Origin of the sequence: Paenibacillus pinisoli, from assembly GCF_003605435.1 — a bacterium.
GTDB lineage: Bacteria > Bacillota > Bacilli > Paenibacillales > Paenibacillaceae > Pristimantibacillus > Pristimantibacillus pinisoli.
The window spans coordinates 599,222-624,536 of record NZ_QXQB01000001.1 but is presented as its reverse complement, the minus strand read 5'-3'; the positions used below and the strand labels follow the sequence as shown (position 1 = coordinate 624,536).

Here is a 25,315-nt window from a genome sequence, read left to right as displayed (position 1 = left end):
TACAAATGTTGATGCAAATTATGAATAGCGTTTCTTTCTCCTTTGCGGTATGCTAATAGGAATGATGATAGATTAGCATAATGGGCCTATAAGGAGAGAGCGATAGATGAACTTCACGAAAATGCATGGTCTGGGCAATGATTTTATCATTGTCGCGGGAGAGCAGGCGCTGCCTGACAATGTAGCGGGGCTGGCGGAATCTCTCTGCAACCGGTTCTTCGGCATCGGGGCAGACGGGCTGGTCTATATTCTTCCTTCGGAGAACGCAGACTTCCGCATGCGGATTATCAATTCCGACGGCTCCGAAGCGGAGCAATGCGGCAACGCGATCCGCTGCGTGGCGAAATATGTATATGACAACGGCCTCACGAATCAGAAAGAAATTACGGTTGAGACCCTTGGGGCCGGCGTACAGAAGGTACAGCTGACCGTAGAAGGCGGCAAAGTGCAAAAGGTGCGCGTCGATATGGGCGAGCCAATCTTGAATGGACTGCAAGTTCCGACGACTGTTGACGCTGAGCGCGTCATTGAGCATCCGATTGAAGTAGACGGCCGCGAATTCAAATTTACGGCTGTATCGATGGGCAATCCGCACTGCGTCATCTATGTGGATGACGCGGTCGGATTCGATCTGGAGACTTGGGGGCCGAAGCTGGAGACGCACCCGATGTTCCCGCGCAAGATCAATGTGGAATTCGCGACCGTCAATTCCCGCACGCAAGCCGACATGCGTGTATGGGAGCGCGGCGCCGGCCCTACGCTGGCATGCGGCACCGGCGCATGCGCGACGCTGGTCGCATCCGTGCTGACAGGAGCGACCGACCGCACGGCGACGATCTCCCTGAAGGGCGGAGATTTGCTGATCGAGTGGAATGAGAACGACAACCACGTCTACATGACAGGACCTGCCGCGGAAGTTTTCCGCGGAGTGTTGTAGGTGATCATGATGGGTGCGGAACAATTGAGAAGACCTAATCTGCGGGAAGCGCTCGCTGAGCGCATCCTGGTCGGCGACGGAGCCATGGGAACCTATCTGTATCAGATGGGGTTCCCTGTCGGCGTTTCTTATGAAGAATTCAATGTACTGAAACCTGAAGTCATCGAGAGCGTGCACCGCCATTATTATGAAGCGGGAGCAAGGCTGATCGAGACGAACACATACTCTGCCAACCTGGAGAAGTTGTCGAAGCATGGGCTGGAGGACGAGATGGAGGCTATCAACCGCGCAGGCGTGCGGATTGCACGCTCGGCCGTCGGACCCGATGCTTATGTTGTAGGATCGATAGGTTCAATCCGCGACGGCAAGCGCAAAAATCTGCGGACAAAGCGCGTGATCAATGCCTATGAGAAGCAGATGAAGGTGCTGGTTGAAGAAGGCGTCGACGGCTTGCTGTTCGAGACGTTCTATGATCTGGAAGAGATGAAGCTTGCGGTCCGTATTGCCCGTGAGCTGACGGATATTCCGGTCATCTGCCAATTTGCCGTAGAGGACGCGGGACGCACTGCGGACGGGATTACGCTGGCGGATGCGTTCAATCAGCTGCAGGCGCTTGGAGCCGATGTAGTCGGCTTCAACTGCCGCAGCGGCCCTAACGGCATTATGCGCTCGATGGATTCCATCAGCGCGCCGGTTGCATTGCCATTCTCTGTCTACCCGAATGCCGGTATTCCGGATTATGTAGACGGCAAATATACGTATTCCGCCGGACCGGAATACTTCGCGGAATGCGCCCGCAAGTTCGCGGACCGCGGCGCTCGCATTATTGGCGGCTGCTGCGGCACGACGCCGGAGCATGTGGCTGCGATGGCGGCATCATTAGCGAATTACGTGCCTCAGCCTGGCGCTGCGGCTGCAGCTAAGCGTCAGTCGGAGCTCGTTCGCGAGAACACGCCGAAGCCGGCTGAACATGCTTCTTACGGGGATATCCACCAAGAGCCGACTTTGGTCGATCTGGTTAAGGAGCGCCATACGGTCATCGTTGAGCTTGACCCGCCGCGGGATCTCGATATCCGCAAATTTATGGAAGGCGCTGCGGCGCTGAGAGAAGCGAGAGCGGACGCCGTGACGATGGCGGACAACTCGCTGGCTGTGACGCGGATGAGCAATATTGCCCTTGCCGCACTGCTGCAAGAGCGTCTCGATATTCGTCCGCTGGTTCATATCGCGGCGCGCGACCGCAACCTGATCGGAACACAGTCCCATATGATGGGTCTGGACGCGCTAGGTATCGACCACGTTCTCGCCGTGACTGGAGACCCTGCCAGATTCGGCGACTTGCCGGACTCCAGCTCGGTCTACGATCTAACATCCTTCGAGATGATCCGGATGATCAAGCAGCTGAATGAAGGGGTAGCCTTCTCGGGCAAGCCGCTGAAGCAGAAAGCGAAGTTTGTCGTAGGCGCGGCGTTCAATCCGAACGTCAAGCATCTGGACAAGGCGGTTCAGCGTCTGGAGCGGAAGATCGCTTCCGGGGCGGACTATATTATGACTCAGCCTGTCTATGATACAGGGCTAATCGAGCGAATTGCGGAATCGACCAAGCATCTAAGCGTGCCGGTCTTCATCGGCATCATGCCGCTGGCGAACGGGCGCAACGCCGAATATTTGCACAACGAGGTTCCGGGCATTCAGCTCTCTGATGACGTCCGTGCTCGCATGGCGGGACTGGAAGGGCCGGAGGGCCGGGCTGAAGGGGTTAAGATCGCAAAGGAGCTTCTGGACTGCGCTCTCCAGCACTTCAACGGCATCTATCTGATCACGCCGTTCATGTTCTATGACATGGCTGTCCAGCTCACTGAATACGTGTGGGAAAAAACAAAACGCTAGCTTTTGAATATGCCAAAAATAAATGTCACCTAACTTTTGCTTGTTCCACGGGAAGAAATCAATTAAAATAAGGCATAAGTTGGAGCGGACGGCAGTTGTAATACGTATGCTCATTCATTTTTTAGTCAACAATAGAGCAATGGTCTGTCGTTTTTTGGAAATCGGCAACTATCATTGCGCATAGAAGGACCGTAGGCGGAGGGGGACCTGGCTTGGCTATTAAGCTCATTAATATCGGATTCGGGAATATCGTATCTGCGAATCGCATTATCTCGATCGTGAGCCCGGAATCGGCTCCAATCAAACGCATCATTCAAGAAGCACGGGATCGCCACATGCTGATCGACGCGACTTATGGCCGCCGCACTCGCGCGGTTATCATTACAGACAGCGATCACGTCATCTTATCTGCGGTTCAACCGGAGACGGTAGCCCATCGTCTGTCCACCAAGGATGACGATAACGACGAATAGTACGGGGAGTATGGAACAAATGGGATTGTTAATTGTTTTGTCCGGTCCTGCCGGAGTCGGAAAAGGAACGGTGTGCACAGCGCTTCGCGCCAGAATGCCGGAGATTGTCTATTCCGTATCGGCCACAACCAGGCAACCGAGACAGGGCGAGGTTGAAGGCGTCAATTATTTTTTTAAAACCAGAGAGCAGTTTCAGGATATGATCGCGCGCGATGCGCTGCTCGAGCATGCAGAATACGTGGGCAATTATTACGGGACTCCCCGTGATTTTGTCGACCGTACGCTTGCGGGGGGCAAAGATGTTATTCTGGAGATTGAAGTGCAGGGGGCGCTCAAGGTGAAGAAAAACTTCCCTGAAGCGATCTTTGTCTTCTTACTGCCGCCGTCGCTGGATGAGCTCAAGCAGCGGATTACCGGACGCGGCACAGAAACGCAGGATATTATCGATACCCGCATGAACGTCGCCGTTGAGGAAATGAACCTCCTTAGCCATTATGATTATGCCGTTATTAATGACGAGATAGACGCGGCTTGCGACCGTATTCGCAGCATTATTATTGCCGAGCATTGCCGCAGGGAACGCTTCATGCCGTATGTAACGGGAATGAAGACCACAATCGAGAAAGCCTGAGTGAGGAGAATGTCTGATGTTGTATCCATCCATTGATGAAATGGTGAAGAAGGTTGACAGCAAGTATACGTTGGTCGTTGCCGCTTCCAGAAGAGCGCGCATGCTGCGCAACGGAGAAAAGTCCGATCTGACTACCCCGCGTTCGCATAAGTATGTCGGCGTTGCGCTGGAAGAGATCTACGGTGACTTGATTCAAGTAGAGTCGCTTGGAGCGAAAGACGAATAGTACGGCAGATGAATCAGAGCTAGAGGTGTGAACTGGAGACAGGGATACACCTCTTTTTTTGTCCCGATAATCGGGCAGGCGCTGAGTAGAGCAGAGTTTATAGCAGGCAGCATGACGGGAGGATTTGAAGTGGCGGGTATCATTTTCGTTATTATTTTATTTGTATTGTTTTTTCTGATTTTAAGCTTGGTTGTCCGCGGCGCGATTGATAACTCCAAGATGTCGCAGAAAATGGATTTGCTGATCTCAGAGATCAGGGAGCTTCGCAAAGAGGGCCAAGAGGATAAAAAACATATTATCGATAAGCGGGTGTAAGGGTTGAAACGGTTTTGCACTCTTGCACTCTCTCACTTTTGCGCACTATGGCATTCTTCATGCTGATACTAATAACGGAGTGGAGCTGGTCGTGATGATTAGACATTGGACGAATATGTTCGTGGCAGTAGCGCCGGACTGTCCGGTGGAGACGGGAGTAGTGCCGGTATCGAAACGGGAGGGCAAGCCTGCGCATATCATCCAGTACGAGCTGCTGGCTGATTATCCTTATCACTATACATTTGAGGAGCAGCTGTTCGAAGTATACTTCAGGCACAAGGGCTTTGACCCTGACATGCCGGAAGCTGAGCGCAACCGCCTTCGGGATGAGCTGCTGGCGAAGAGCCACCCATGCATGAGAGCCTCTCAACTGCCCAAGAAATTCGGCTGGGGCGTTCATTACAATGACGAAGGGAAAATTGCCATTTACGCGATGGAGTCGGAAGCGTACCAGAAGCTGCTGGACGAGGCCAACAACAATGAGCTTATGGAGCTCCAAATCGCGCTAAGAAGCAGCCGCAAGAAGGAATAGGTTTCTAATGCGCGCTCGCGGTGTAATGATTCTAATCATCTGGGCAGATGCAGTGGACAAATAGTATGGTGAGAACCCGTTACACCTTTGAGATTGGAGGAAACGGCGCTGTAACGGTGTGTGGCACGCTTGGATTGCTGAATTCGGAGAAAATGATGGTGTAACGCCGCGAGAACCCGTTAAACTCTCGAAATTGGAGGAAACGGCGCTGTAACGGTTCGTGGCACGCTTGGAACGCTGATTTCGGAGAAATTGATGGTGTAACGCCGTGAGAACCCGTTAAACCATCGAAATTGCATGAAATGGCGCTGTAACGGTTCGTGGCACGCTTGGAACGCTGATCTCGGAGATATTGATGGTGTAACGCCGCGAGAACCCGTTAAACTCTCGAAATTGCAGGAAACGGCGCTGTAACGGTTCGTGGCACGCTTGGAACGCTGATTTCGGAGGAATTTGTGGTGTAACGCCGTGAGAACCCGTTATACCTCCTAAATTGCAGGAAACGGCGCTGTAACGGTTCGTGGCACGCTTGGATTGCTGATTTCGGAGGAATTGACGGATTAGCGCCGTGATACGAGCCATCGAGTTAGAAAAAACAGTTCTATGTAACCGTATTCGTTCATAAAAGGCTGATATGTGAAAAAAGTGGGTTTCATATCAAGCAACATGTCTCTTTCTATCAGCGTCTTATGAATACCATGGCTGGTGCAAATTGATGACGAGGAGGCGGCGGTATATGACGGATGAAGAACGCGATATTCAGGAGCTTAGACGGCAAATTCATGTTTTGGAGAAGCGAATTGAGAACTTGAAGAGCAAAAGCCGTTCTCCTGGACAAAATTTCTGGTTAGCCTTCTTTATTGTAATAATGATTGTCCTGTTTTCAATTGGAGTTATTCGGTATTTTAAATTTTAGATAGCGGTCGAAGGGATTATAGGCGGCCTTTAACGCTGTATCTAGTTTTTGACACGCTTTATGATATGATATTGGGGAGAATGCATTTCGGAACGCTATTGCTCCGCCAGCCCTAATACTCGCACTATGCAACGTCTAAACATCTTGCCCATAACAAGTGCATCCGTTATCTTTCATATAACAGAAGCTGCAGATGATGATGCCGGTTTTGTTTCACAAAACGTTTGGCCGCAGGCTTATGAAATCATGTTGTTCTGCAACGCGCAAAGCCTGGGCATACGAATTCAGTTTTGTATCACAAAACATGAAGGAGGAGTTTATCATGGAGCAATTGCGTTATCCCAACGGCCGTTTCCAGTTCGAAGGCATGACGGCAGTACAGATGGAGAAGTGGATTGGCGAAGTAGAAAAGGTTCCTGCGGAATTGAGAGCGGCGGTCGAGGGACTCAGCGATGAGCAGCTTGATACGCCATATCGGACGGGCGGCTGGACGGTCCGGCAAGTCGTGCATCATATTGCGGATGCCAGCATGAATATGTTTTCCAGATTCAAGCTAGCCTTGACCGAACCCAACCCGACGATCAAGCCGTTCAACGAGGATCGCTGGGTGGCTACGGCGGATTCCGAGAGTGCGGCGCCGGGATTAAGCTTGGTTATTATTGACGGGCTGCATGCAAGAGCTGCGCTGCTGCTGAGATCAATGGAGCGAGCCGATTTCGAGAAGGAATTTTATCATCCCGAGAAGGGGAGCCAGATGAAATTATCCTTATTACTCGCCTATATGGCATGGCACGGCAGGCATCATATCGCTCATATTATAAGCCTTAGAGAACGAATGGAATGGTAAGCCCTGTCCGCCTTGCAGAAGGCGGATGTTTGATGAATAGGAGTTGGCAGCATGATAGCAGGAAAACGAATTATATTAGGCATCACAGGCGGGATTGCCGCTTATAAAGGCGCTGCGCTATGCAGCAAGCTGGTTCAGGCAGGGGCAACTGTACATGTCATTATGACGAAGTCCGCTGCGGAGTTTATTACGCCGCTTACGCTGCAGACCTTATCCCGCAATCCAGTGCACATCGACACTTTCGACGAGCGCAACCCTGAGGTGGTCACACATATTCATCTGGCCGATCATGCGGATCTGATTGTCGTGGCTCCTGCAACTGCGAATTTTATGGCAAAGCTTGCGAACGGGCATGCGGATGATATGTTAAGCACGACGCTGCTCGCGGCGACCTGTCCGATTCTGGTTGCTCCGGCGATGAACGTCCATATGTATGAGCATCCTGCGGTCGTTGACAATATGGAGCGGCTGGCTGCTCGCGGCGTCATGTTCGTAGAGCCGGGAACAGGCCAGCTGGCCTGCGGATATGTCGCCAAGGGCCGATTGGCTGAGCCGGAAGATATTGTGGCGGCTGTCGGCGTCTGGTTCGGTCAGAACCAGAAGCTTAAAGGGAAAAAAGTGCTTGTGACGGCTGGCGGAACGATGGAGCGGCTTGACCCGGTCCGGTACTTGACGAACGACTCCTCCGGCAAAATGGGATTTGCGGTTGCGGAAGCCGCCCGATTGATGGGAGCTGACGTTACGCTTGTCGCTGGGCGGACGACAGAGCCGCCGCCGCAAGGAGTCACGGTGGTGCGGACGGAGTCGGCCGCCGATATGCTGGAGGCTGTCGAGGCGCGCTTCCATGAGGCGGATATCGTGGTGAAAGCGGCTGCCGTCGCAGATTATAGGCCCGCTCAGGTGCATGAGCAGAAGCTGAAAAAAACGGGAGAGCGGCTCGTGCTGGAGCTTGAGCGCACGACCGATATCTTGGCGACGATCGGCGAGCGGAAGACGCATCAATTCCTGGTTGGCTTCGCAGCGGAGACGGAGCAGCTGGAGCAGTATGCAATGGATAAGCTGCGCAGGAAGCACTGCGATTTGATCGTAGCCAACGATGTCAGCCGCGAAGGCGCGGGGTTCAACGGCGATACGAATGCGGTTGAAGTGTACGGACCGGAAGGGCTGGTCGAGGCATTGCCGCTCATGTCCAAGCGCGCTACGGCGGTGCGCCTGATGGAACTGATACACGATCGTCTCGCTGCAGGCGGTGGAAGCCGTTCATGATAGCCAAAGTGATTGTAGACGTGCCGAGCCGCCAGACGGATCGGCCGTTTGACTATGAAGTGCCAAGTGAGATGCAGTCCTGGCTCGAAGTGGGCAGCCGGGTAGGCGTTCCTTTTGGCGGGAGAGTGCTGCAAGGTTTCGTCATTGGCATTGCAGAGTCTGCATCTGTGGATATGTCCCGCATCAAGCCGATAGCTGAGCTGCTGGACGCTGTGCCGCCTCTTCTGCCCGATATGATTGAGCTGTCCAGGTGGATGAGCGAAAAATACTGCTGTTCATGGACGCAAGCGCTGCAAGCGATGATTCCGGCTGCCTTGAAAGGCAAGGAAGAGAAGAAGATCGGGCTTGCCGATCCGTCGGATACCGGGATGCTGCCGGATGAGCTTGCGGACTGGATTGGAAAGAGCGACGGCCTTGTGAAGCTGGACGCGCTGCTTGCGCGGTTCCCGGAGCATGTGACGGCCGTCAAGCAAGCGCTTGGCGACGGGACGCTGGTGCAGCAATCTTCCATAAAGGACAGGCTGTCGGTCAAAATGGTGCTGACGGTGTTTCTGCCGGAATCCCGGCTTAGCCTGGAGCAGGCTTTGGAGCATATACCCGCCCGCGCAGCCAAGCAGCGCGAGGCGCTGGCCTTCATGTATGAGCATGGCGAGTCGATGCCGCTGCAGGACATGGTTCAAGCGTCCGGCGCTTCGGCCGCAAGCATCAAGGCGCTGGTCGAGAAGGAGCTGCTTGTGCTTCGGGAGGTAGAGAGTGGCCGCGATCCGTATGCGGACCGGAACTTTACCCGTACAAAGCCGCTGCAGCTTATGGAGGGGCAGCAAGCTGTATTTTCGCGCATTGCGGAGGCGCTGGAGGAAGGTGAAGGCCGCACGATGCTGCTGCACGGGGTAACGGGTAGCGGCAAGACGGAGGTCTATCTGCAGTCGATTCAATATTGTCTGGAGCAGGGAAGGCAAGCCATCGTGCTTGTGCCTGAGATTTCGTTGACGCCTCAAATGGTAGAGCGGTTCAAAGGCCGCTTCGGCGAAGCCGTCGCGGTGCTGCATAGCCGCCTGTCCAGCGGCGAGCGGTTCGATGAATGGCGCAAAATCCGCAGCAAGCGGGCGGAGGTGGCGATTGGCGCGCGCTCGGCGATATTTGCCCCATTTGAACGCATTGGCCTCATTATAATAGATGAAGAGCATGAATCCTCCTACAAGCAGGAGGAGAGCCCCAAGTATCATGCGCGCGATGTTGCCGTAAGAAGGGCGAAGCAGCATGGCGCGACGGTCATTCTGGGGTCGGCTACGCCTTCCATGGAATCGTATGCGGCAGCCAAGCGCCCTGCCCAAGGAGGCGGCGCTCCAGCGCTGCTCCCAATGCCGGAGCGGGTCGGCGGCCGTCCGATGCCGGAGGTGGAGGTTGTCGACATGCGCGAGGAGCTGCGCGGCGGGAATCGCTCCATGTTCAGCCGCAAGCTGCATGCCAAGCTTCAGGAGCGGCTGGAGCGCGGCGAGCAGTCGGTGCTGCTGCTGAACCGGCGAGGCTACTCCACATTTGTCATGTGCCGCACATGCGGCCATACGGCCTCTTGTCCGCATTGCGACATCTCGCTTACATACCATCAGAAGACGCGTGTGCTCAGATGCCACTACTGCGGCCATGCGGAGCAGGCTCCCAAGGAGTGCCCGGCTTGCAGCAGCGAGCATATCCGCTACTTCGGCACAGGCACGCAGCGGGTGGAGGAAGAGCTGGCCAAGCTGTTCCCCGGCATCCGGGTTATCCGGATGGATGTCGACACGACAACGGAGAAGCATTCGCATGAGAAGCTGCTGAAGCGGTTCGGAGAGCGGCAAGCCGATGTATTGCTTGGTACTCAAATGGTAGCCAAAGGGCTCGATTTCCCATATGTTACATTAGTAGGCGTTATCGCGGCGGACACGTCGCTGCATCTCCCGGATTTCCGCGCAGCGGAGAAGACGTTCCAGTTGCTGACGCAGGTCGCCGGAAGGGCGGGCAGGCATGAGCTGGAGGGCGAAGTTGTCATTCAGACCTATACGCCTGAGCATTACGCGATTACGACAGCGCAGCAGCACGATTATGCGGCTTTCATCGGCGAAGAGCTTCGCCACCGGTCGATGATGGGCTACCCGCCGTACTGCCGGCTGGTGCTGGTGACGATGTCGCATGAGCAGCTTCCGCTGCTGGTGTCGGTAAGCAGCCGGTTCGCTGCGGAGCTGAAGGAGCTGGCCGAGCATGAGGGCTTGCTTGCCCCGCTGGGAAGCGGGCTGCCGCGGGCGCTTGAGGTGCTGGGTCCTGTCGCTTCTCCGATTGCGAGAATGAAAGATCGCTACCGCTTTCAAGTTGTGATAAAATATCGTGGTAGCATCGACGCATCCGCGCTTGTACGCCGCGCGCTCCAGCCGTTTACGGAGGGGCCGCCGCAGAAGAACGTCACGTTCAGCGTCGACGTCGATCCCCAGGTCATTTTATAAAAAATCGATAGATATTGAGTAAAGGAAGGGAAGCAACATGAGTATTCGTTTGATCGTAAAGGAGCCGGACCCGGTATTGCGCGAAGTAGCCAAGGAGGTTACGAAGTTCAACGATAATTTGAAGAAGCTGCTGAAGGATATGGCGGAGACGATGTATGACGCGCAAGGCGTCGGTCTGGCGGCGCCGCAGATCGGCATCTCCAAGCGGGTTATTGTTGTGGACGTAGGCGACGAGAACGGTCTGGTGGAGATGGTCAACCCGGTTATCGTGCAGCAAGAGGGCGAGCAGCTTGGCCCGGAGGGCTGTCTCAGCATACCGAACCTGAACGGCGAAGTGCGCCGGGCAGAGAGCATCGTGGTGGAGGGGCAGAACAGCAGCGGAGAGAAATTCACCGTGAATGCGAGCGGATACTTTGCGCGCGCATTCCAGCATGAGATCGACCATCTGAACGGCATCTTATTCACGGATTTGGCGGAGAGTGTCTATGACATTTCGGACATACAGAGAAAAGGCGGCGAGTAATTGATGCGTATCGTATTTATGGGGACGCCGGATTTCGCCGTCCCCTCCTTGCAATTGCTGGTCTCCGGCGGCTATGAGGTCGTCGCCGTCGTAACGCAGCCGGATCGGCCGAAGGGCCGCAAAAAAACGTTGACGCCGCCCCCTGTCAAGGAAGCGGCGTTGTCGTTTGGTATACCTGTATTGCAGCCTGAGCGGATGAGGAATCCGGAAGCTGTGGCGGAGCTGGCGGAATATAAGCCGGATTTGATCGTGACGGCCGCATATGGGCAAATACTGCCGAAAGCTGTACTGGAGCTTCCACGTCTCGGCTGCATCAATGTGCACGGGTCGCTGCTGCCGAAGTACCGCGGCGGAGCGCCGATTCAGCGTTCAATTATGAACGGTGAGCCTGAGACAGGCGTCACGATTATGTATATGGCGGAAGGGCTCGACACGGGCGATATGATCAGCAAAGTCGCGCTGCCGATTCTGGATGAGGATACGTCGGGCAGCATGTTCGAGAAGCTGAGCCTGGCAGGCGCCAAGCTGCTTGGCGAGACACTGCCGTCTATTATAGAAGGCACTGTACAAGCTGTGCCGCAGTCAGAGGAAGAGGCTACATATGCGCCGAATCTAAGCCGCGAGGACGAGCGGATCGATTGGAGCAAGCCGGCAAGAGCGCTGTTCAACCAGGTCAGAGGCTTGTCGCCGATGGCGGGCGCTTTCACCTACTTGAACGGTGAGGTGTTCAAGGTTCGCGTCTGTGAGCCGCTTGAAGGGCGCAGCGGGAATGCTGCGCCAGGCGAGATTGTGTCCGCCGATGCGAACGGCATTGTCGTGCAGACAGGAGAGGGCAGACTGCTGCTGAAGGAAATTCAGCCAGCCGGCAAGCGCGTGATGGCTGTCTCGGAATGGATCAAAGGCGCACGGATCGAGCCGGGCTCGAGCTTCGGCGAAGGTGAGGAGCAATGAGCGGCGGGGACAACGGGCGTTCGGCGGGCAAGGGCAGCAGCCCTTCCGGCAAGGCGCCGCACGGCAACCGCCGTCATCCAGGCGGGCGAGGCGGCAGCCGGCCGCAGGCTGAAGCGCCGAAGCGCAAATCAGTAACGCCGCGCGAGCTGGCGCTGAACATTCTGGTGAAGGTGGCGGAATCGGGCGCCTACAGCAATATTCAGCTGAACCGCTCGCTGCAGGACTCCGGCTTGTCGAGACAGGACGCAGGCCTTGCGACGGAGCTGGTGTACGGTACGATCAGCCGGCAGGCTACACTGGATCATTGGCTGTCGAAGTTCGTGGCCAAAGGGCTGCACAAACTGGACAAGTGGGTGCATCAGCTGCTCAGAATGAGCGCCTACCAGCTGCTGTTCCTGGATCGGATACCGACCCATGCAGCGGTGAACGAGGCCGTTGCGATTGCCAAGCGAAGAGGGCATACCGGCATATCCGGCATGGTGAACGGCGTATTGCGCAGCATGGACCGGAGCCGCGCGGAGCTCGTGCTCTCCGCGATTCAAGAGAAGACGCCTGTCGCTACCATTGCGCTCCGGCATTCCTACCCGGAATGGCTCGTAGCACGATGGGTGGCTGCCTACGGCGCCGAGACAGCCGAAGCGATCTGCGCGGCGGGCAACGAGCAGCCGCATGCCAGCATCCGGGTGAACACGGTGCTTGCAGGCCGCGATGAGCGGCTGCAGGAGCTTCGGGATCAGGGCGCCCATGCGGAGGCTTCCGCAATTGCGCCATCGGGCATTGTTGTATCCGGGGGAGGCAATCTCGCTGACACGGATGCATTCCGGCAAGGCCTGTGGTCGCTGCAGGATGAGAGCTCCATGCTCGTCGCAGAGGTAGTGGCACCCAAGCCCGGCATGAAGGTGCTGGACTGCTGCGCCGCCCCCGGCGGCAAGAGCTCGCATATGGCAGAGCTGATGGAAGGTAAAGGCAAGGTATGGGCCAACGATCTTCATGCGCATAAGCGGGAGCTGATCACGGCGCAGACGGAGAGGCTCAAGCTGCGCAATGTGGAGGCGGTCGTCGGCGATGCGCTGGCGCTGCCGGAGCGATTCGCGCCGGAGTCGATGGACGCCGTCTTGCTGGATGCCCCTTGCTCCGGCTTTGGCGTCATCAGGAGAAAGCCGGAGATCAAATGGACCAAGACCGAAGGCGACATTACGGAGATTGCGGCTCTGCAACGGCAGCTGCTGGAGCGCGTCAGCGGGCTCGTCCGTCCCGGCGGCACGTTAGTTTACAGCACATGCACGATGGAGCGGGAAGAGAATGAACGCCAGATCGAGGCCTTCCTCGGCGAGCATCCCGAGTTTCGTCTCGATGCGGACTGGCCGGAGGCGATTCTGCGCAGCCTGCAGAGCGCAGGCGTTGTCGGCGATGATTTCGACGGCCAATTGCAGCTGCTGCCCCAGCACTTTGGCAGCGACGGATTCTATATCGCACGCATGGTCAAGGTCCGCTGACGCGGCTTCTGGCTGAGGTTGGGCGTTTGTGGTAAAATAAATCGATAACGGCCCGTAGAAATTTGCATAGTCATAGATGAGGCCGTTCTACAATAAAATACAGGTGTGATGAGATGAAACCGATTATTTATGATTATACGCTAGATGGACTTAGAGACTGGATGAAAGAGAACGGCGAGCCTGCTTTTCGCGGGGAGCAACTGTTCGACTGGCTCTACGTCAAGCGGGTGAAGAGCTTCGAGGAGATGACGAATCTTCCGAAGGAGCTTCGCGAGAAGCTGGACGACCAGTTCCAATTCGTCACGCTTACGGAAATTACAAAATTCGAATCCAGGGACGGAACCGTCAAGTTCCTGTTCGGGCTGCATGACAACCATGCGATCGAGACGGTAATTATGCGCCACAACTATGGCAACAGCATCTGTGTCACGACGCAGGTCGGCTGCCGGATCGGCTGTACATTCTGCGCCTCCACGCTGGGCGGACTGAAACGCAATCTGACGGCTGGCGAGATCGTGGCGCAAGTCGTTACGGCTCAGCAGATGCTGGATGCGACAGGCGAGCGGGTATCCAGCATCGTCATCATGGGTTCTGGCGAACCGTTCGAGAACTATGAAGCTACCATGACATTTCTCCGGAATATGATTCACGAGAAAGGGCTGAATATCGGCCAGCGCCATATTACCGTATCGACAAGCGGTATTGTGCCAAGCATGTACAAGTTCGCCGACGAGAACACGCAGATCAATCTGGCGATCTCGATTCATGCGCCGAACGACAAGCTTCGTTCCAAGCTGATGCCGGTCAACCGGAGATTCCCGTTCGAGGATGTCATTGAGGCTTGCCGCTACTATATCGCCAAGACGGGCAGAAGAATTACGTTTGAATACGCGCTTATCGGCGGGGTCAACGACCAGGCTGAGCATGCGCAGGAGCTGGCGGATGTGCTGAAAGACATGCTGTGCCATGTCAATCTCATTCCGGTCAACCACGTGCCGGAGCGCAATTACGTTCGGACACCGCGCGAGGATATCTTTGAATTCCAGCGTGTGCTTGAGCGCAACAAGATCAACGTGACGATTCGCAGGGAGCAAGGCCATGATATCGCAGCCGCTTGCGGCCAATTAAGAGCGAAGCACATGGAGTCCACGACGAGGTGATGAACCATTGTTAACGGCAAACCGCAGTAATGTCGGACGAGTCAGGCATGTCAATGAAGACCAGTCTTGGGTTGGCCAATTGGATAACGGCGTCACGCTGGCTATTGTAGCTGACGGCATGGGCGGCCATCAGGCCGGCGATGTCGCCAGCGAAATGGCGGTGAACGCCTTCCGCAGCGTGCTGGAGCAGCATGCCGCGAAGCCTAGCTTGACCGAAGAAGAAGGAAAGATGCTGATCCGCCAGGCAATCAGCGAGGCGAATGAGTCGATCTACGCCAAAGCGGCCAGCAATGAGCAGTATCACAATATGGGGACGACGATCGTAGCTGCTATGCTGCATGACCATAACGCCATTATCGGGCATGTAGGCGACAGCAGGGCCTATAGGGTGACTAAGGAATCGATTCAGCTTCTGACGACGGATCATTCGCTCGTCAATGAGCTGCTGAGATCCGGCCAGCTTACGGATGAAGAAGCTGCCAATCACCCGCGCCGCAATGTGCTGACCCGGGCGATCGGCACCGATCCGCAAGTCGAGATCGATGTCCAATCGCTGTCATGGTCGCCGGAGGATGTGCTGCTGTTATGCAGCGACGGGTTGACCAATATGGTTAGCGAACAAGAGATGCAAGCTGTTGTCGCTGGCGAGGAGCTTGAGCTGGGCGGCAAAGCGGATCATCTCATTGGGCTGGCGCTCGAAGCAGGGGGAGACGACAATGTGACGGTTGTGCTTCTGCAGGGAGCTTCCAGCGCTAAGCGGGAGGAGGGCTCAGTATGATCGGACATGATTTAGGCGGCCGTTACGAGATTTTATCCAGAATTGGCGGCGGCGGAATGGCGCTTGTATACAAGGCGCATGACGTTCTGCTTAACCGCAATGTCGCCGTGAAGGTGCTGCGCCAGCAATTTGTGAATGACGAGGAGTTCATCCGCCGATTCCGCAGAGAAGCGCAGTCTGCGGCAGCTCTGTCCCATCCCAATGTCGTTAGTATCTATGATGTCGGGCAAGAGGAAGATACGCACTACATTGTGATGGAATACGTGGAGGGCAGCAACCTGAACGAAATTATTCAGGAGCGCGCGCCTCTTCAGGCTGAAGAAGCGGTCCGGGTCGCTGTGCAAATCTGCGACGCGCTGGATCACGCGCATCAGAATCATATTATACATCGCGATATTAAGCCTCATAACATACTTATCGGCAACAACGGACGGGTGAAGGTAACGGACTTCGGCATCGCCCGCGCAGTTACATCGACGACGATCACGCAGACGGGCTCTGTCGTCGGCTCCGTTCACTATTTCTCGCCGGAGCATGCGAAAGGCATCAATACAGGCGAGAAGTCGGACTTGTATTCGCTTGGCATCGTGTTGTACCAGATGCTGACGGGCAAGCTGCCGTTCCTAGGCGAAAGCCCGATCAGCGTCGCGCTGAAGCATCTGCAGGAGACGTTCGAGGATCCGCGTACAGTCAATCCTCATATCCCGCAAAGCGTGGAGAACGTCATCCTGAAGGCGATGCGCAAAAATCCGAACGAGCGCTACGACTCCGCTCACGAGATGCTGCTTGATCTGGATACGTGCTTGCGTCCCGATCGCCTGAATGAGCCGAAAGTTACCTTCTCACATTACAGCGATATGGAGGAGACGCGCGTCATGCCGGCCATTCGCGGCGGCGAGTTGACTGCGGCCACCGGATCCTTTAATGACCGCAAGGAGCCGAGGCCAGGCGCTACCGACACCGGTGTGAATTGGCAAGCGGAAGAAGAGCGCAAAGGGAAAGGCGGCTGGAAGAAGCCGCTTATCGTGGTCGGTGTTACCTTGGCTATTCTGGCTCTGATCATTGTCGGTTTTATGTGGGTGCTTGACAAATTCAAGACGGAAGAAGTCGAAGTGCCTTTCGTGGTCGGCGAAACGTTGGATGATGCCAGAATCAAGCTCCAGGAAGCGGGGCTGCGTGTGGAAGACCCTGTAACAAGGGAGCCTAGCCGGGATGTGCCGTTAGACGAGGTCATGGAACAGAGCAAGAGAAATATGAAGGTCAAGGTTGGATCTTCGATTGCGTTGACGGTCAGCGCCGGTCCGGAGATGTCGACGATTCGCAACTATGTCGGCCAGTCCATTAAAGTAGCCAAGGAAGAATTGAATGCTCTTGGCGTAACGGAGGACCGTATCCGCATTAAAGAGGAGAACAGCGAGGATGAGCCTGGCACCATTCTGGAGCAAACGCCGGCAAACGGCGAGCAGTTCGATCCGGAAAAGGCGGAAATATCATTCGTGGTCAGCATTGGCCGCGAGACGGTCGAAATGATCGATCTTGTCGACTACAAGCTGTCCGCAGCGCGTCAATGGATAAAGTCGATGGAGCTGGTGCTGGAGGAAAGTGATATTTCTTATGTCCCGAGTTACGTTCATGCCAAGGACCATGTTGTTGAAGTAAACAACGCCGATCCGATGGATAAGATACCGAAGGGCACCAAAATTAGGTTAACTGTAAGCTCCGGCATTCCATCGGATGCCAAACAGGGCTCCTACAATGTCACGATCTCGCCAGCCAGCCTGGATAAGCCGAGCCAAATCCGGATCGATTATTCGGACGCACGGGGAGATGTGAAGGGCGAGACGCGTTCCATTAACGGGACGGTTACGATTCCGGTAACCCTGGTGCTGTCGCCGGATACGGTAGCGACAGTTACGGTATACCGCGACGGACATTTCGTGGATACCGTCAATATTAATTACAATCAGCTGGAAGGAGCGCCGGGCATGAATATCCCTGGCGCAACACCTCCTCCGGTCGAGACCAACACTCCAGAGGAACCGGCAAATGCGGAGGTAGACTCATTCAATGGCGAAAGCGAAGGAGAGCAATAAGACAGATCAGGCATCGGGACGAATCGTCAAGGCGCTTAGCGGCTATTACTACGTCAGGGCGGAGGGGGATTCCCCCGATACCCCGGCGGTGCAGTGCCGGGCGCGCGGCGTGTTCAAGAAGAGGGGCCTGACGCCGCTAGTAGGCGACGAGGTGCGTTTCAGCTTGACGGAGAACGGGGAAGGAACAGTAGAGGAATTGCTTCCCCGTTCCTCGGAGCTGATCCGTCCGCCGGTCGCGAATATCGACCTGGCCATTCTCGTATTCTCCGTTACGGAGCCTGTTCTGAACTTGCAGCTGCTGGACAAGTTTCTGGTGCATATCGAGCATGCGGGCATTCCGGCCGTTCTCTGCTTAAGCAAGCAGGATCTGGAGACGGAAGGCGACTTTACGGAGGAGGCGGCTTTGGCCGCTTCTTCCGTTAACCGCATTTACAGCAAGCTAGGCTATGAGGTGTACGGGACAAGCTCCCGCCAAGGAGCCGGCATTCAAGAGCTTAAGGAGAGGCTTAAGGGCCACTTGGCCGTATTCGCCGGCCAATCGGGCGTCGGCAAGTCCTCTCTGCTCAATGCGCTTGTGCCCGGCTTGTCGCTGGAGACCAATGAAATCAGCAATAGGCTCGGCCGGGGCAAGCATACGACAAGGCATGTGGAATTGATCAACGTTGCAGGCGGCTATGTCGCGGATACCCCAGGCTTCAGCCAATTGGACTTCGGCGAGCTTGGAGTGGACGATCTCAGCTACTGCTTCATAGAGATGCGAGAGCTGTCGCCGGACTGCAAGTTCCGCGGCTGCACGCATGTTCATGAGCCGGGCTGCGCCGTTCTTGCTGCATTGGAAGCGGGCGAGATCGAGCAAAGCCGGTATGATCATTACGTGCTGTTCCTGTCAGAGATGAAAGAGATGAAACGGAGGTACTGACAACTATGACCATTATCGCACCTTCTATACTATCGGCGGATTTCTCGCGGCTTGGCGAGGAGATTCAGGCGGCGGAGAAGGCAGGCGCAGACTGGATTCACGTCGATGTAATGGACGGACATTTTGTGCCCAATCTGACCTTCGGCCCGCCTGTTATCGGAGCTGTCCGCTCGGCAACAGCTCTGCCTTTCGACGTGCATCTGATGATTGAACGCCCGGAGCTGTCGCTGGCTGACTATATCGCGGCAGGCGCTGACCGGATCACGGTGCATGCCGAAGCATGCGTCCATCTGCACCGGACGGTGCACGCGATCAAGGAGAAGGGCTTGCCAGCGGGCGTCGCGATTAATCCGGCTACACCAGTCGCTGTGCTGGAGCCGATTATTCATGATCTGGACCTTGTTCTGATCATGACGGTGAATCCGGGCTTCGGCGGGCAATCGTTTATTCCATATTCGCTTGTGAAGCTTCGACAAGTGAGAGAAATGATTCAGGAGCGCGGCCTGCAGGGCGTGCATCTTCAAGTGGATGGCGGAGTGAACCGCCAGACGGCCGGGGCCATTATTGAAGCAGGCGCCGATGTGCTGGTAGCCGGCAACGCCGTGTTCGGAGAAGCGGACCGGGCGGCTGCCATTGCAGCGCTGAGGCAAGGGGGACAGGGATGAACGAGACCGTCAAGACCAGTCTGGTCGTCATGTTCTACTCCCTGCTGACCGGCATCTGCATGGCGCTGTTCACGCAAATTGAAGGCTTTGTGAAATTTTTATTTTCGCTGCTTGCCCTATATATCGGCATTCGTTATTTCCGCCGGTTCGAGACGGTCGGCATGCGCGTGCTTTATATCGTGCTGGCGCTTGTCTTTACATTCCTTACGATCTTCAGCATCGTAGTCTATATGTTCCAGCAGCAGCATCCCGAATTATTTCAATAAGTCTGCCCAATCCCTTACTTAGAGCGCTTGCAATGGAATAGGACAATGATCCTTCGCATAGGATGGTTACATGAGCGCAGGATGTGTCACGGAACCATTTCATGAGCGTGTCTGAGGAGGGATGAAGGCATGAAATTTTATACGATCAAGCTGCCGAAATTTCTGGGCGGGTTTGTTAAGGCGATTTTGAACACGTTCCAAAAAAATTGATCCCGACGCCGACGCCCGCGGAATAGGCCAGAGTGGCAGGAAAAAATAAAAGCACCTGAGAATCAGGTGCTTTTGTCTATGGCGCGAGCCATTCTTATACGCGAGTTACTTTACCGGATTTCAGAGCGCGAGCGCTCACGTATACGCGCTTCGGCTTGCCATCAACGAGGATGCGAACCTTTTGCACGTTAACGCCCCAAGAACGACGTGTTTTGTTGTTAGCGTGGGATACGTTATTGCCTTGACGCGGCGACTTGCCAGTCAGATAACATTTGCGGGACATGACTACACCTCCTTCAAAAGTTAGTGAAGCGAACTTCATTGCGTAAGCATTCACTTGTAAAAGTTGTGAAGCAAACTTCGCTACGAAAGCATGGGTTAAAAGTTTGTGAAGCAAACTTCGCTACGTATGCGTTAGTTCAGAAAATAAGGTTCCAACGTTCGTTTCACATTGCACATGTCTCATTGAACACACTCGAATATCGTATCATAAACATAGCGCCTATTCAACCCAATTCTAAGGATTGTTCGTCATTTTTCACGAACAGACTTCAATAACTGATATGTTTATAGTACAATGGTACATAGTCCATAATATACAGTAAGGGAGTGTATTGCCATGACATTGCAACTGAATACGGAAATTGGCGCTATTCATGTGACCGACCATTGCATCGCCGTTCTGGCTGGCTCCGCAGCCATGGATTGTTATGGACTTGTCGGCATGGCTTCACGCAAAGGCTTGAAGGATGGCATTGCTGAGCTGCTGGGCCGGGAGAACATGTCCCGCGGCGTAGAGGTTCGGCGCGAGCATGATAAGCTGCATATTGACCTCCACATCATTGTAAGCTACGGAACGAAGATTTCCGAAGTAGCGCATAACATTCAATCGAAAGTTACCTATGTGCTCAACAGCGTTATTGGCTTGCAAGTGGATGAAGTCCATATATTTGTACAAGACGTAAGGGTATCCAGGTAGCAGGAAGGGGAATTTTCATTGGGTAAGCGCTCAATTAACGGATCGGATTTTGCCGCAATGGCGTTGCTGGGAGCAGAGCTGCTGCAGCACAACGCGGAACGCGTAAATGCACTTAACGTGTTCCCGGTGCCGGACGGCGACACGGGCACGAACATGAATTTGACGATGAGCTCCGGCATAAGGGAGCTTCGCAGCAAGCCGTCCGAGCATGTAGGCAAAGCGGCGGAAGCATTGTCCAAGGGACTGCTTATGGGCGCACGGGGCAACTCAGGCGTTATTTTGTCGCAGTTATTCCGCGGTTTTTCGAAATCGCTTTCGGCGCATAGCGAAGCGTCGGCAGTAGAGGTAGCTGCAGCGTTCCAGCATGGCGTCGATATGGCGTACAAGGCTGTAGTCAAGCCTGTTGAAGGGACGATTCTGACCGTTGCAAGAGAAGCGGCCAAGCATGCCGTTCAATATGCTAGACGGGCAACAGATGTGACCGATCTGATGGTTGAAGTCCATCGGAAGGCGCATGAAGCGCTGCAACGCACGCCGGATCAACTGCCGGTGCTGAAGCAGGTTGGCGTTGTCGATTCCGGAGGCCAGGGACTGGTGTTCATCTATGAAGGCTTCGTCCGCAGTCTGACTGAGAGCGAATCCGGCGGCTATCAGGAGCTGTTCCAATTGCCGTCCGAAGCAGCGATGCCGGAAGAGGTGGCTGTTCCGTCCGCGGTGAAAGCGGAGCGCAGAGGCGAGCCGAGCTCTGCTCAAGCGCGCTTGTCTACGGAAGATATCGAGTTTTTATATGACATGGAATTTTTCATTAATCGTACACGTGCTGGTTCCACTGCGATGTTTTTTGATGAATCCGCTTACAAAAAGATATTGGAAAGAGACGGCGACTCCATTCTCGTCATTACGGATGACGACATTATCAAGGTGCATGTCCATTCCCGCAAGCCGGGCGATGTGCTTAACGCATCGCTGCCGTATGGCGAGCTGACGGACATTCACATTCTGAATATGCGCGAGCAGCATCGCGATATCGTGGAGCATGATACCGGAGCTTCAGTTAGCGGCGGTGCAGATCTGTCCTCCGCCGAGCTGCTTGCCGGACAAGCGCTGACAGGAGTATCGCCTGGCCAAGTATTCGAGCAAGCGCCATACGGCATAATCGCTGTAGCCATGGGCGACGGCATCGCAGACCTGTTCCTGGGCAGTGATGTGGATACGGTGCTCTCAGGCGGACAGACGATGAATCCGAGCACGGAAGACTTCTTGATGGCGATTGATGCGCTGTCAGCCGAGCATATCTTCCTTCTGCCGAACAACGGCAATATTATTCTCGCTGCCGAGCAAGCGGCCGAGCTCAGCGACCGCAATATTACGGTTATTCCTACGCGTACCATCCCGCAAGGTCTTGCGGCTGTGCTGGCGTTCAAGGAAGACGAGACGCCGGAGCGCAACGGCGCATGGATGAAGAGCGCTGCGGAAGGCGTCGTCTCGGGTCAAGTCACGAAGGCTGTACGCGATACGTCTATCGATGGCGTGACCATCCGCGAAGGCGATTATATCGGCATCAAGGAGAAGGCGATTGTCGTATCCCATGCGGATCTGCTGGCATCTTGCCAAGGCTTGCTGGGCAGCATGCTGGAAGACGGCGGCGATCTGTTGACGGTATTGACAGGCGACGAGTCGACAGACGAGCTGACCTCCGCTATATGCCAATGGGCAGAAGAGCAATATCCGGATCTTGAAATTGAGGTTCAGCATGGCGGACAGCCGCTCTATCCTTATCTGTTCGCTGTAGAATAAACGACCTATCATCAACGTTTGGGAGGGGATTAGATGGGTAAAGTACGCATAGTGGCAGACAGCACGTCGGATATACCGGCAGAGGTGCGCGAGCGGCTTGGCATTTCCATGGTTCCGCTGAAGGTGCTGTTCGGGGAAGACACGTATACAGACTCCATCACCATTCAAGCTGACGAGTTCTACGAGAAGCTGAAGGCGTCGCCGGTACTTCCGACGACCTCTCAGCCTTCGCCGGCCGAATTCTCAGAGCTGTACGAGCGTCTGCTTGACGAGGACCCGGATTCGCCGATTATCTCGATTCATCTGGCTTCGATCTTGAGCGGCACTTATCAATCGGCGGTCATCGCGGAATCGATGCTGGAGCGGAAGGCTGACGTGACCGTCATCGATTCCAAGTCCGCATCGTACGGGATCGGCTTGCAGGTCGTGAAGGCAGCCGAGATGGCGCAAGCCGGCGAGAGCAAGGAACGGATTCTGGAGGAGATTGAGCGGATTCAGAAGGATCTGCAAATCTATTTCCTCGTAGACAGCCTTGAATTTCTACATAAAGGAGGCCGGATCGGCAGAGCTTCTGCGCTGATCGGCTCGATCCTCAATATCAAGCCGATTCTCTCGCTCGACGAGAACGGCGGCGTCTATTCCGTGGACAAAGTGCGCGGCAGCAAGAAAGCAATGGGGCGCATTGCCGAGATGCTGAAGGAGAAATTCGGCGATGAGCCGGTCGGCATCATTCTGGCGAAGACGGATAATAAAGAAACGGCGGACGAGCTCGGCAATCGGGTGAAGGAAGCAATCAATGTGAAGCAAGTCGGCTATACGACGGTCGGCTCGGTTATTGGCGTACATACGGGTCCAGGCACATCTGCCGTATTCGTCTACAGGGTGTGAATAAGGCATGATGAAGCTGGATCAAATTTCAGTTCGACAAGTCAAAGGCGTGAGCGCTCTGAAAGAAGGGGAGCTTCACGCCTTTGGCGTTCGCACAATTGCCGATTTGCTGGGGTACTTCCCATTTCGATATGAGGATTACCGGGTTCGTGAATTATCTGAAGTGAAAAACGGGGAAAAGGCTACGGTGCTGGGCATTATTCGCGGCAACGGCATTCTGCAGCGTTACGGCAGAAGCAAATCTCGTCTCACCTGCAAGATTGAGGTGAGCGGCATGCTGGTCACCGCAGTATGGTTCAATCGCCACTTCTTGAAGGAGCAGCTGACGCCGGGCCGTGAAATTATGCTGACCGGCAAGTGGGAGCAGCACCGGCTGCAAATGACGGTATCGGACTCCGAATTCCCCGACAGCGCCAAAAACTCGAAGTCCGGCTCGCTGCAGCCTGTTTATTCGATCGGGGGCAATATTACGCAAGCTTGGATTCGCAAGACGATTGCGACAGCACTGGAGCAGTACGGGCCAATGGTGGAGGAAGTGCTTCCATATGAGCTTGTTGAGGAGCACCGGCTCATGACGCGTGCGGAAGCGTTCCAATTGCTGCATATGCCGGGCGACTTCCGCAAGGGACAGGAAGCCCGCAGACGGATGGTATACGAGGAGTTGTTTCTCTTCCAGCTTAAGCTGCAGGCGTACCGGTCGCTGAATCGAGTGCGGAATGACGGAATTGCCTTCCGTATTGAGAGCGAGACGATCCGATCCTTCGCAGCGACGCTGCCATTCGAGCTGACGGATGCGCAGAAGAAGGTTGTGAATGAAATTCTGACGGATATGCGCCGCGGCTACAGCATGAATCGGCTGCTGCAAGGGGATGTCGGCTCAGGCAAGACGGTCGTGGCTGCCATTGCGCTGTATGGCGCGGTAAAGGCGGGCCATCAGGGCGCGCTTATGGTGCCGACGGAGATATTGGCCGAGCAGCATGCGAAGTCGCTTCAGCGCATGTATGAAGGCCTCGGAGTAGAAGTTGGCTTGCTGACAGGAAGCATGACGGAGCGGAAGCGCAGAGACTTGCTGGCGAGCTTGCAGATGGGACTCATCGATGTTGTGGTGGGTACGCATGCGCTTATTCAGGAAGGCGTGTTTTTCCGGAGCCTTGGACTTGTTGTCACCGACGAGCAGCATCGCTTCGGCGTGAATCAGCGCAGCATTCTGCGGCATAAAGGGATGAATCCCGATGTGCTGACGATGACGGCGACGCCGATACCGCGGACGCTCGCGATTACCGCTTACGGCGATATGGATGTGTCGACGCTGAAGGAGATGCCGCGCGGGCGCAAGCCAATCAAGACGTATTGGGTGAAGCACGGTTCCATGGACCGTGTGCTCGGATTCATTCGCAAGGAGGTATCCTCCGGCAGGCAGGTGTATGTGATCTGTCCGCTTATTGAGGAATCGGACAAGCTGGATGTGCAGAATGCGATCGACCAGTATGTCCAGCTTCAGCAAGCCTTTCCCGATCTGAAGATCGGGCTGCTCCATGGCCGGATGACGGCTGCGGAGAAGGATGAGGTCATGTCCGAATTCGGCGCGAACGAGTCGCATGTTCTGGTTGCGACGACAGTCGTAGAGGTCGGCGTCGATGTGCCGAATGCGACATTGATGATCATTATGGACGCGGAGCGCTTCGGGCTATCGCAGCTTCATCAGCTGCGCGGACGGGTCGGGCGGGGCGAGCATCAGTCGTATTGCGTGCTGGTCGCGGATCCGAAGTCGGAGAACGGGCGCGAGCGGATGAAGGTAATGACGGAGACCACCGATGGCTTCGAGGTTGCAAGGCGCGATCTGGAGCTGCGCGGGCCGGGCGACTTCTTCGGCACGAAGCAGAGCGGCTTGCCGGAGTTCAAGGTAGCGGATATGGTCGCGGACTACGAGGTGCTTGAGACTGCGCGCGAAGATGCGGGCAGACTGACGGAGCGGGAGGACTTCTGGAAGAATGAGTCCTTCTCGCGCCTATGGAGCATTCTGAAGCATGATCAATTATTTCAAGGCGAGCAGCTAGACTAGGCAATTATTGCCCTCTTC

General features: G+C 55.2%; 26 protein-coding genes. 25 read left to right on the top strand and 1 reads right to left on the bottom strand.

Annotation, left to right across the window (positions count from 1 at the left end):
* Nucleotides 1-106 precede the first annotated feature (106 nt).
* From dapF to spoVM, 21 genes are all read left to right on the top strand, one after another.
* Nucleotides 107-937, top strand: coding sequence for a diaminopimelate epimerase (gene dapF, locus D3P09_RS03095; RefSeq protein ID WP_120107101.1), 831 nt, complete (start codon nucleotides 107-109; stop codon nucleotides 935-937).
* A 6-nt stretch (nucleotides 938-943) separates the two neighbouring features.
* Nucleotides 944-2,827, top strand: a complete 1,884-nt coding sequence (locus D3P09_RS03090) for a bifunctional homocysteine S-methyltransferase/methylenetetrahydrofolate reductase (RefSeq protein ID WP_243643947.1) — start codon at nucleotides 944-946, stop codon at nucleotides 2,825-2,827.
* A 212-nt stretch (nucleotides 2,828-3,039) separates the two neighbouring features.
* Nucleotides 3,040-3,300: an extracellular matrix/biofilm regulator RemA gene (gene remA, locus D3P09_RS03085; RefSeq protein WP_005548256.1), complete on the top strand. Its 261-nt coding sequence runs from the start codon at nucleotides 3,040-3,042 to the stop codon at nucleotides 3,298-3,300.
* Nucleotides 3,301-3,319: 19 nt separating this feature from the next.
* Nucleotides 3,320-3,931 carry a guanylate kinase gene (gene gmk, locus D3P09_RS03080; RefSeq protein ID WP_424452027.1) on the top strand — a complete coding sequence of 204 codons (612 nt, stop codon included), beginning with the start codon at nucleotides 3,320-3,322 and terminating at the stop codon, nucleotides 3,929-3,931.
* 16 nt (nucleotides 3,932-3,947) lie between these two features.
* Nucleotides 3,948-4,157: a DNA-directed RNA polymerase subunit omega gene (gene rpoZ / locus D3P09_RS03075; protein ID WP_120107097.1), complete on the top strand. Its 210-nt coding sequence runs from the start codon at nucleotides 3,948-3,950 to the stop codon at nucleotides 4,155-4,157.
* A gap of 129 nt (nucleotides 4,158-4,286) precedes the next feature.
* Nucleotides 4,287-4,472 (top strand): hypothetical protein, encoded by a 186-nt coding sequence (locus D3P09_RS03070; protein WP_120107095.1) that lies wholly within the window; start codon nucleotides 4,287-4,289, stop codon nucleotides 4,470-4,472.
* A gap of 94 nt (nucleotides 4,473-4,566) precedes the next feature.
* Nucleotides 4,567-5,004, top strand: coding sequence for a DUF6157 family protein (locus tag D3P09_RS03065; RefSeq protein ID WP_120107094.1), 438 nt, complete (start codon nucleotides 4,567-4,569; stop codon nucleotides 5,002-5,004).
* 736 nt (nucleotides 5,005-5,740) lie between these two features.
* On the top strand, nucleotides 5,741-5,920 hold the full coding sequence (locus D3P09_RS03060; RefSeq protein ID WP_120107092.1) for a hypothetical protein: 180 nt from the start codon (nucleotides 5,741-5,743) through the stop codon (nucleotides 5,918-5,920).
* Between the two features lie 322 nt (nucleotides 5,921-6,242).
* The gene (locus D3P09_RS03055) at nucleotides 6,243-6,767 is read left to right on the top strand and encodes a YfiT family bacillithiol transferase (RefSeq protein WP_120107091.1); all 525 of its coding nucleotides are present in this window, start codon (nucleotides 6,243-6,245) and stop codon (nucleotides 6,765-6,767) included.
* A 51-nt stretch (nucleotides 6,768-6,818) separates the two neighbouring features.
* The gene (gene coaBC, locus D3P09_RS03050) at nucleotides 6,819-8,033 is read left to right on the top strand and encodes a bifunctional phosphopantothenoylcysteine decarboxylase/phosphopantothenate--cysteine ligase CoaBC (protein WP_120107089.1); all 1,215 of its coding nucleotides are present in this window, start codon (nucleotides 6,819-6,821) and stop codon (nucleotides 8,031-8,033) included.
* Nucleotides 8,030-10,510: a primosomal protein N' gene (gene priA / locus D3P09_RS03045; RefSeq protein ID WP_120107087.1), complete on the top strand. Its 2,481-nt coding sequence runs from the start codon at nucleotides 8,030-8,032 to the stop codon at nucleotides 10,508-10,510. Before coaBC ends, priA begins: the two co-directional genes overlap by 4 nt.
* 37 nt (nucleotides 10,511-10,547) lie before the next feature.
* Nucleotides 10,548-11,033: a peptide deformylase gene (gene def / locus D3P09_RS03040; RefSeq protein WP_120107085.1), complete on the top strand. Its 486-nt coding sequence runs from the start codon at nucleotides 10,548-10,550 to the stop codon at nucleotides 11,031-11,033.
* 3 nt (nucleotides 11,034-11,036) lie between these two features.
* Nucleotides 11,037-11,984, top strand: coding sequence for a methionyl-tRNA formyltransferase (gene fmt / locus D3P09_RS03035; protein ID WP_120108470.1), 948 nt, complete (start codon nucleotides 11,037-11,039; stop codon nucleotides 11,982-11,984).
* Complete coding sequence (rsmB, locus tag D3P09_RS03030; protein WP_120107083.1) at nucleotides 11,981-13,480, top strand: 16S rRNA (cytosine(967)-C(5))-methyltransferase RsmB; 1,500 nt, start codon at nucleotides 11,981-11,983, stop codon at nucleotides 13,478-13,480. The genes fmt and rsmB overlap by 4 nt, the downstream gene beginning before the upstream one ends.
* Nucleotides 13,481-13,593: 113 nt before the next feature.
* On the top strand, nucleotides 13,594-14,640 hold the full coding sequence (gene rlmN, locus D3P09_RS03025) for a dual-specificity RNA methyltransferase RlmN (RefSeq protein WP_120107081.1): 1,047 nt from the start codon (nucleotides 13,594-13,596) through the stop codon (nucleotides 14,638-14,640).
* Nucleotides 14,641-14,647: 7 nt separating this feature from the next.
* On the top strand, nucleotides 14,648-15,418 hold the full coding sequence (locus D3P09_RS03020) for a Stp1/IreP family PP2C-type Ser/Thr phosphatase (RefSeq protein ID WP_120107079.1): 771 nt from the start codon (nucleotides 14,648-14,650) through the stop codon (nucleotides 15,416-15,418).
* The gene (pknB, locus tag D3P09_RS03015; protein WP_120107077.1) at nucleotides 15,415-17,511 is read left to right on the top strand and encodes a Stk1 family PASTA domain-containing Ser/Thr kinase; all 2,097 of its coding nucleotides are present in this window, start codon (nucleotides 15,415-15,417) and stop codon (nucleotides 17,509-17,511) included. Before D3P09_RS03020 ends, pknB begins: the two co-directional genes overlap by 4 nt.
* On the top strand, nucleotides 17,486-18,430 hold the full coding sequence (gene rsgA / locus D3P09_RS03010) for a ribosome small subunit-dependent GTPase A (protein WP_120107075.1): 945 nt from the start codon (nucleotides 17,486-17,488) through the stop codon (nucleotides 18,428-18,430). Before pknB ends, rsgA begins: the two co-directional genes overlap by 26 nt.
* A 5-nt stretch (nucleotides 18,431-18,435) precedes the next feature.
* Nucleotides 18,436-19,095, top strand: a complete 660-nt coding sequence (gene rpe / locus D3P09_RS03005; protein WP_120107073.1) for a ribulose-phosphate 3-epimerase — start codon at nucleotides 18,436-18,438, stop codon at nucleotides 19,093-19,095.
* On the top strand, nucleotides 19,092-19,361 hold the full coding sequence (locus D3P09_RS03000; protein WP_120107071.1) for a hypothetical protein: 270 nt from the start codon (nucleotides 19,092-19,094) through the stop codon (nucleotides 19,359-19,361). The genes rpe and D3P09_RS03000 overlap by 4 nt, the downstream gene beginning before the upstream one ends.
* 129 nt (nucleotides 19,362-19,490) lie before the next feature.
* Nucleotides 19,491-19,571, top strand: a complete 81-nt coding sequence (gene spoVM / locus D3P09_RS02995) for a stage V sporulation protein SpoVM (protein ID WP_010345573.1) — start codon at nucleotides 19,491-19,493, stop codon at nucleotides 19,569-19,571.
* A gap of 94 nt (nucleotides 19,572-19,665) precedes the next feature.
* On the opposite strand, the gene rpmB is transcribed toward spoVM, so the two are convergent.
* The gene (rpmB, locus tag D3P09_RS02990) at nucleotides 19,666-19,854 is read right to left on the bottom strand and encodes a 50S ribosomal protein L28 (protein WP_068683988.1); all 189 of its coding nucleotides are present in this window, start codon (nucleotides 19,852-19,854) and stop codon (nucleotides 19,666-19,668) included.
* Nucleotides 19,855-20,190: 336 nt separating this feature from the next.
* Here rpmB and D3P09_RS02985 point away from each other — a divergent pair, with 336 nt between their 5' ends.
* Genes D3P09_RS02985 through recG form a run of 4 tightly spaced genes read left to right on the top strand, consistent with a single transcriptional unit; the run spans nucleotide 20,191 to nucleotide 25,297 of the window.
* Nucleotides 20,191-20,550, top strand: a complete 360-nt coding sequence (locus D3P09_RS02985) for an Asp23/Gls24 family envelope stress response protein (RefSeq protein ID WP_120107069.1) — start codon at nucleotides 20,191-20,193, stop codon at nucleotides 20,548-20,550.
* A 57-nt stretch (nucleotides 20,551-20,607) separates the two neighbouring features.
* Nucleotides 20,608-22,347 carry a DAK2 domain-containing protein gene (locus tag D3P09_RS02980; RefSeq protein WP_120108468.1) on the top strand — a complete coding sequence of 580 codons (1,740 nt, stop codon included), beginning with the start codon at nucleotides 20,608-20,610 and terminating at the stop codon, nucleotides 22,345-22,347.
* Between the two features lie 33 nt (nucleotides 22,348-22,380).
* Nucleotides 22,381-23,235 carry a DegV family protein gene (locus tag D3P09_RS02975; protein WP_120107067.1) on the top strand — a complete coding sequence of 285 codons (855 nt, stop codon included), beginning with the start codon at nucleotides 22,381-22,383 and terminating at the stop codon, nucleotides 23,233-23,235.
* Nucleotides 23,236-23,245: 10 nt separating this feature from the next.
* A complete protein-coding gene (gene recG, locus D3P09_RS02970) occupies nucleotides 23,246-25,297 on the top strand; it encodes an ATP-dependent DNA helicase RecG (RefSeq protein ID WP_120108467.1) in 2,052 nt (683 codons plus the stop codon).
* Nucleotides 25,298-25,315 lie beyond the last annotated feature (18 nt).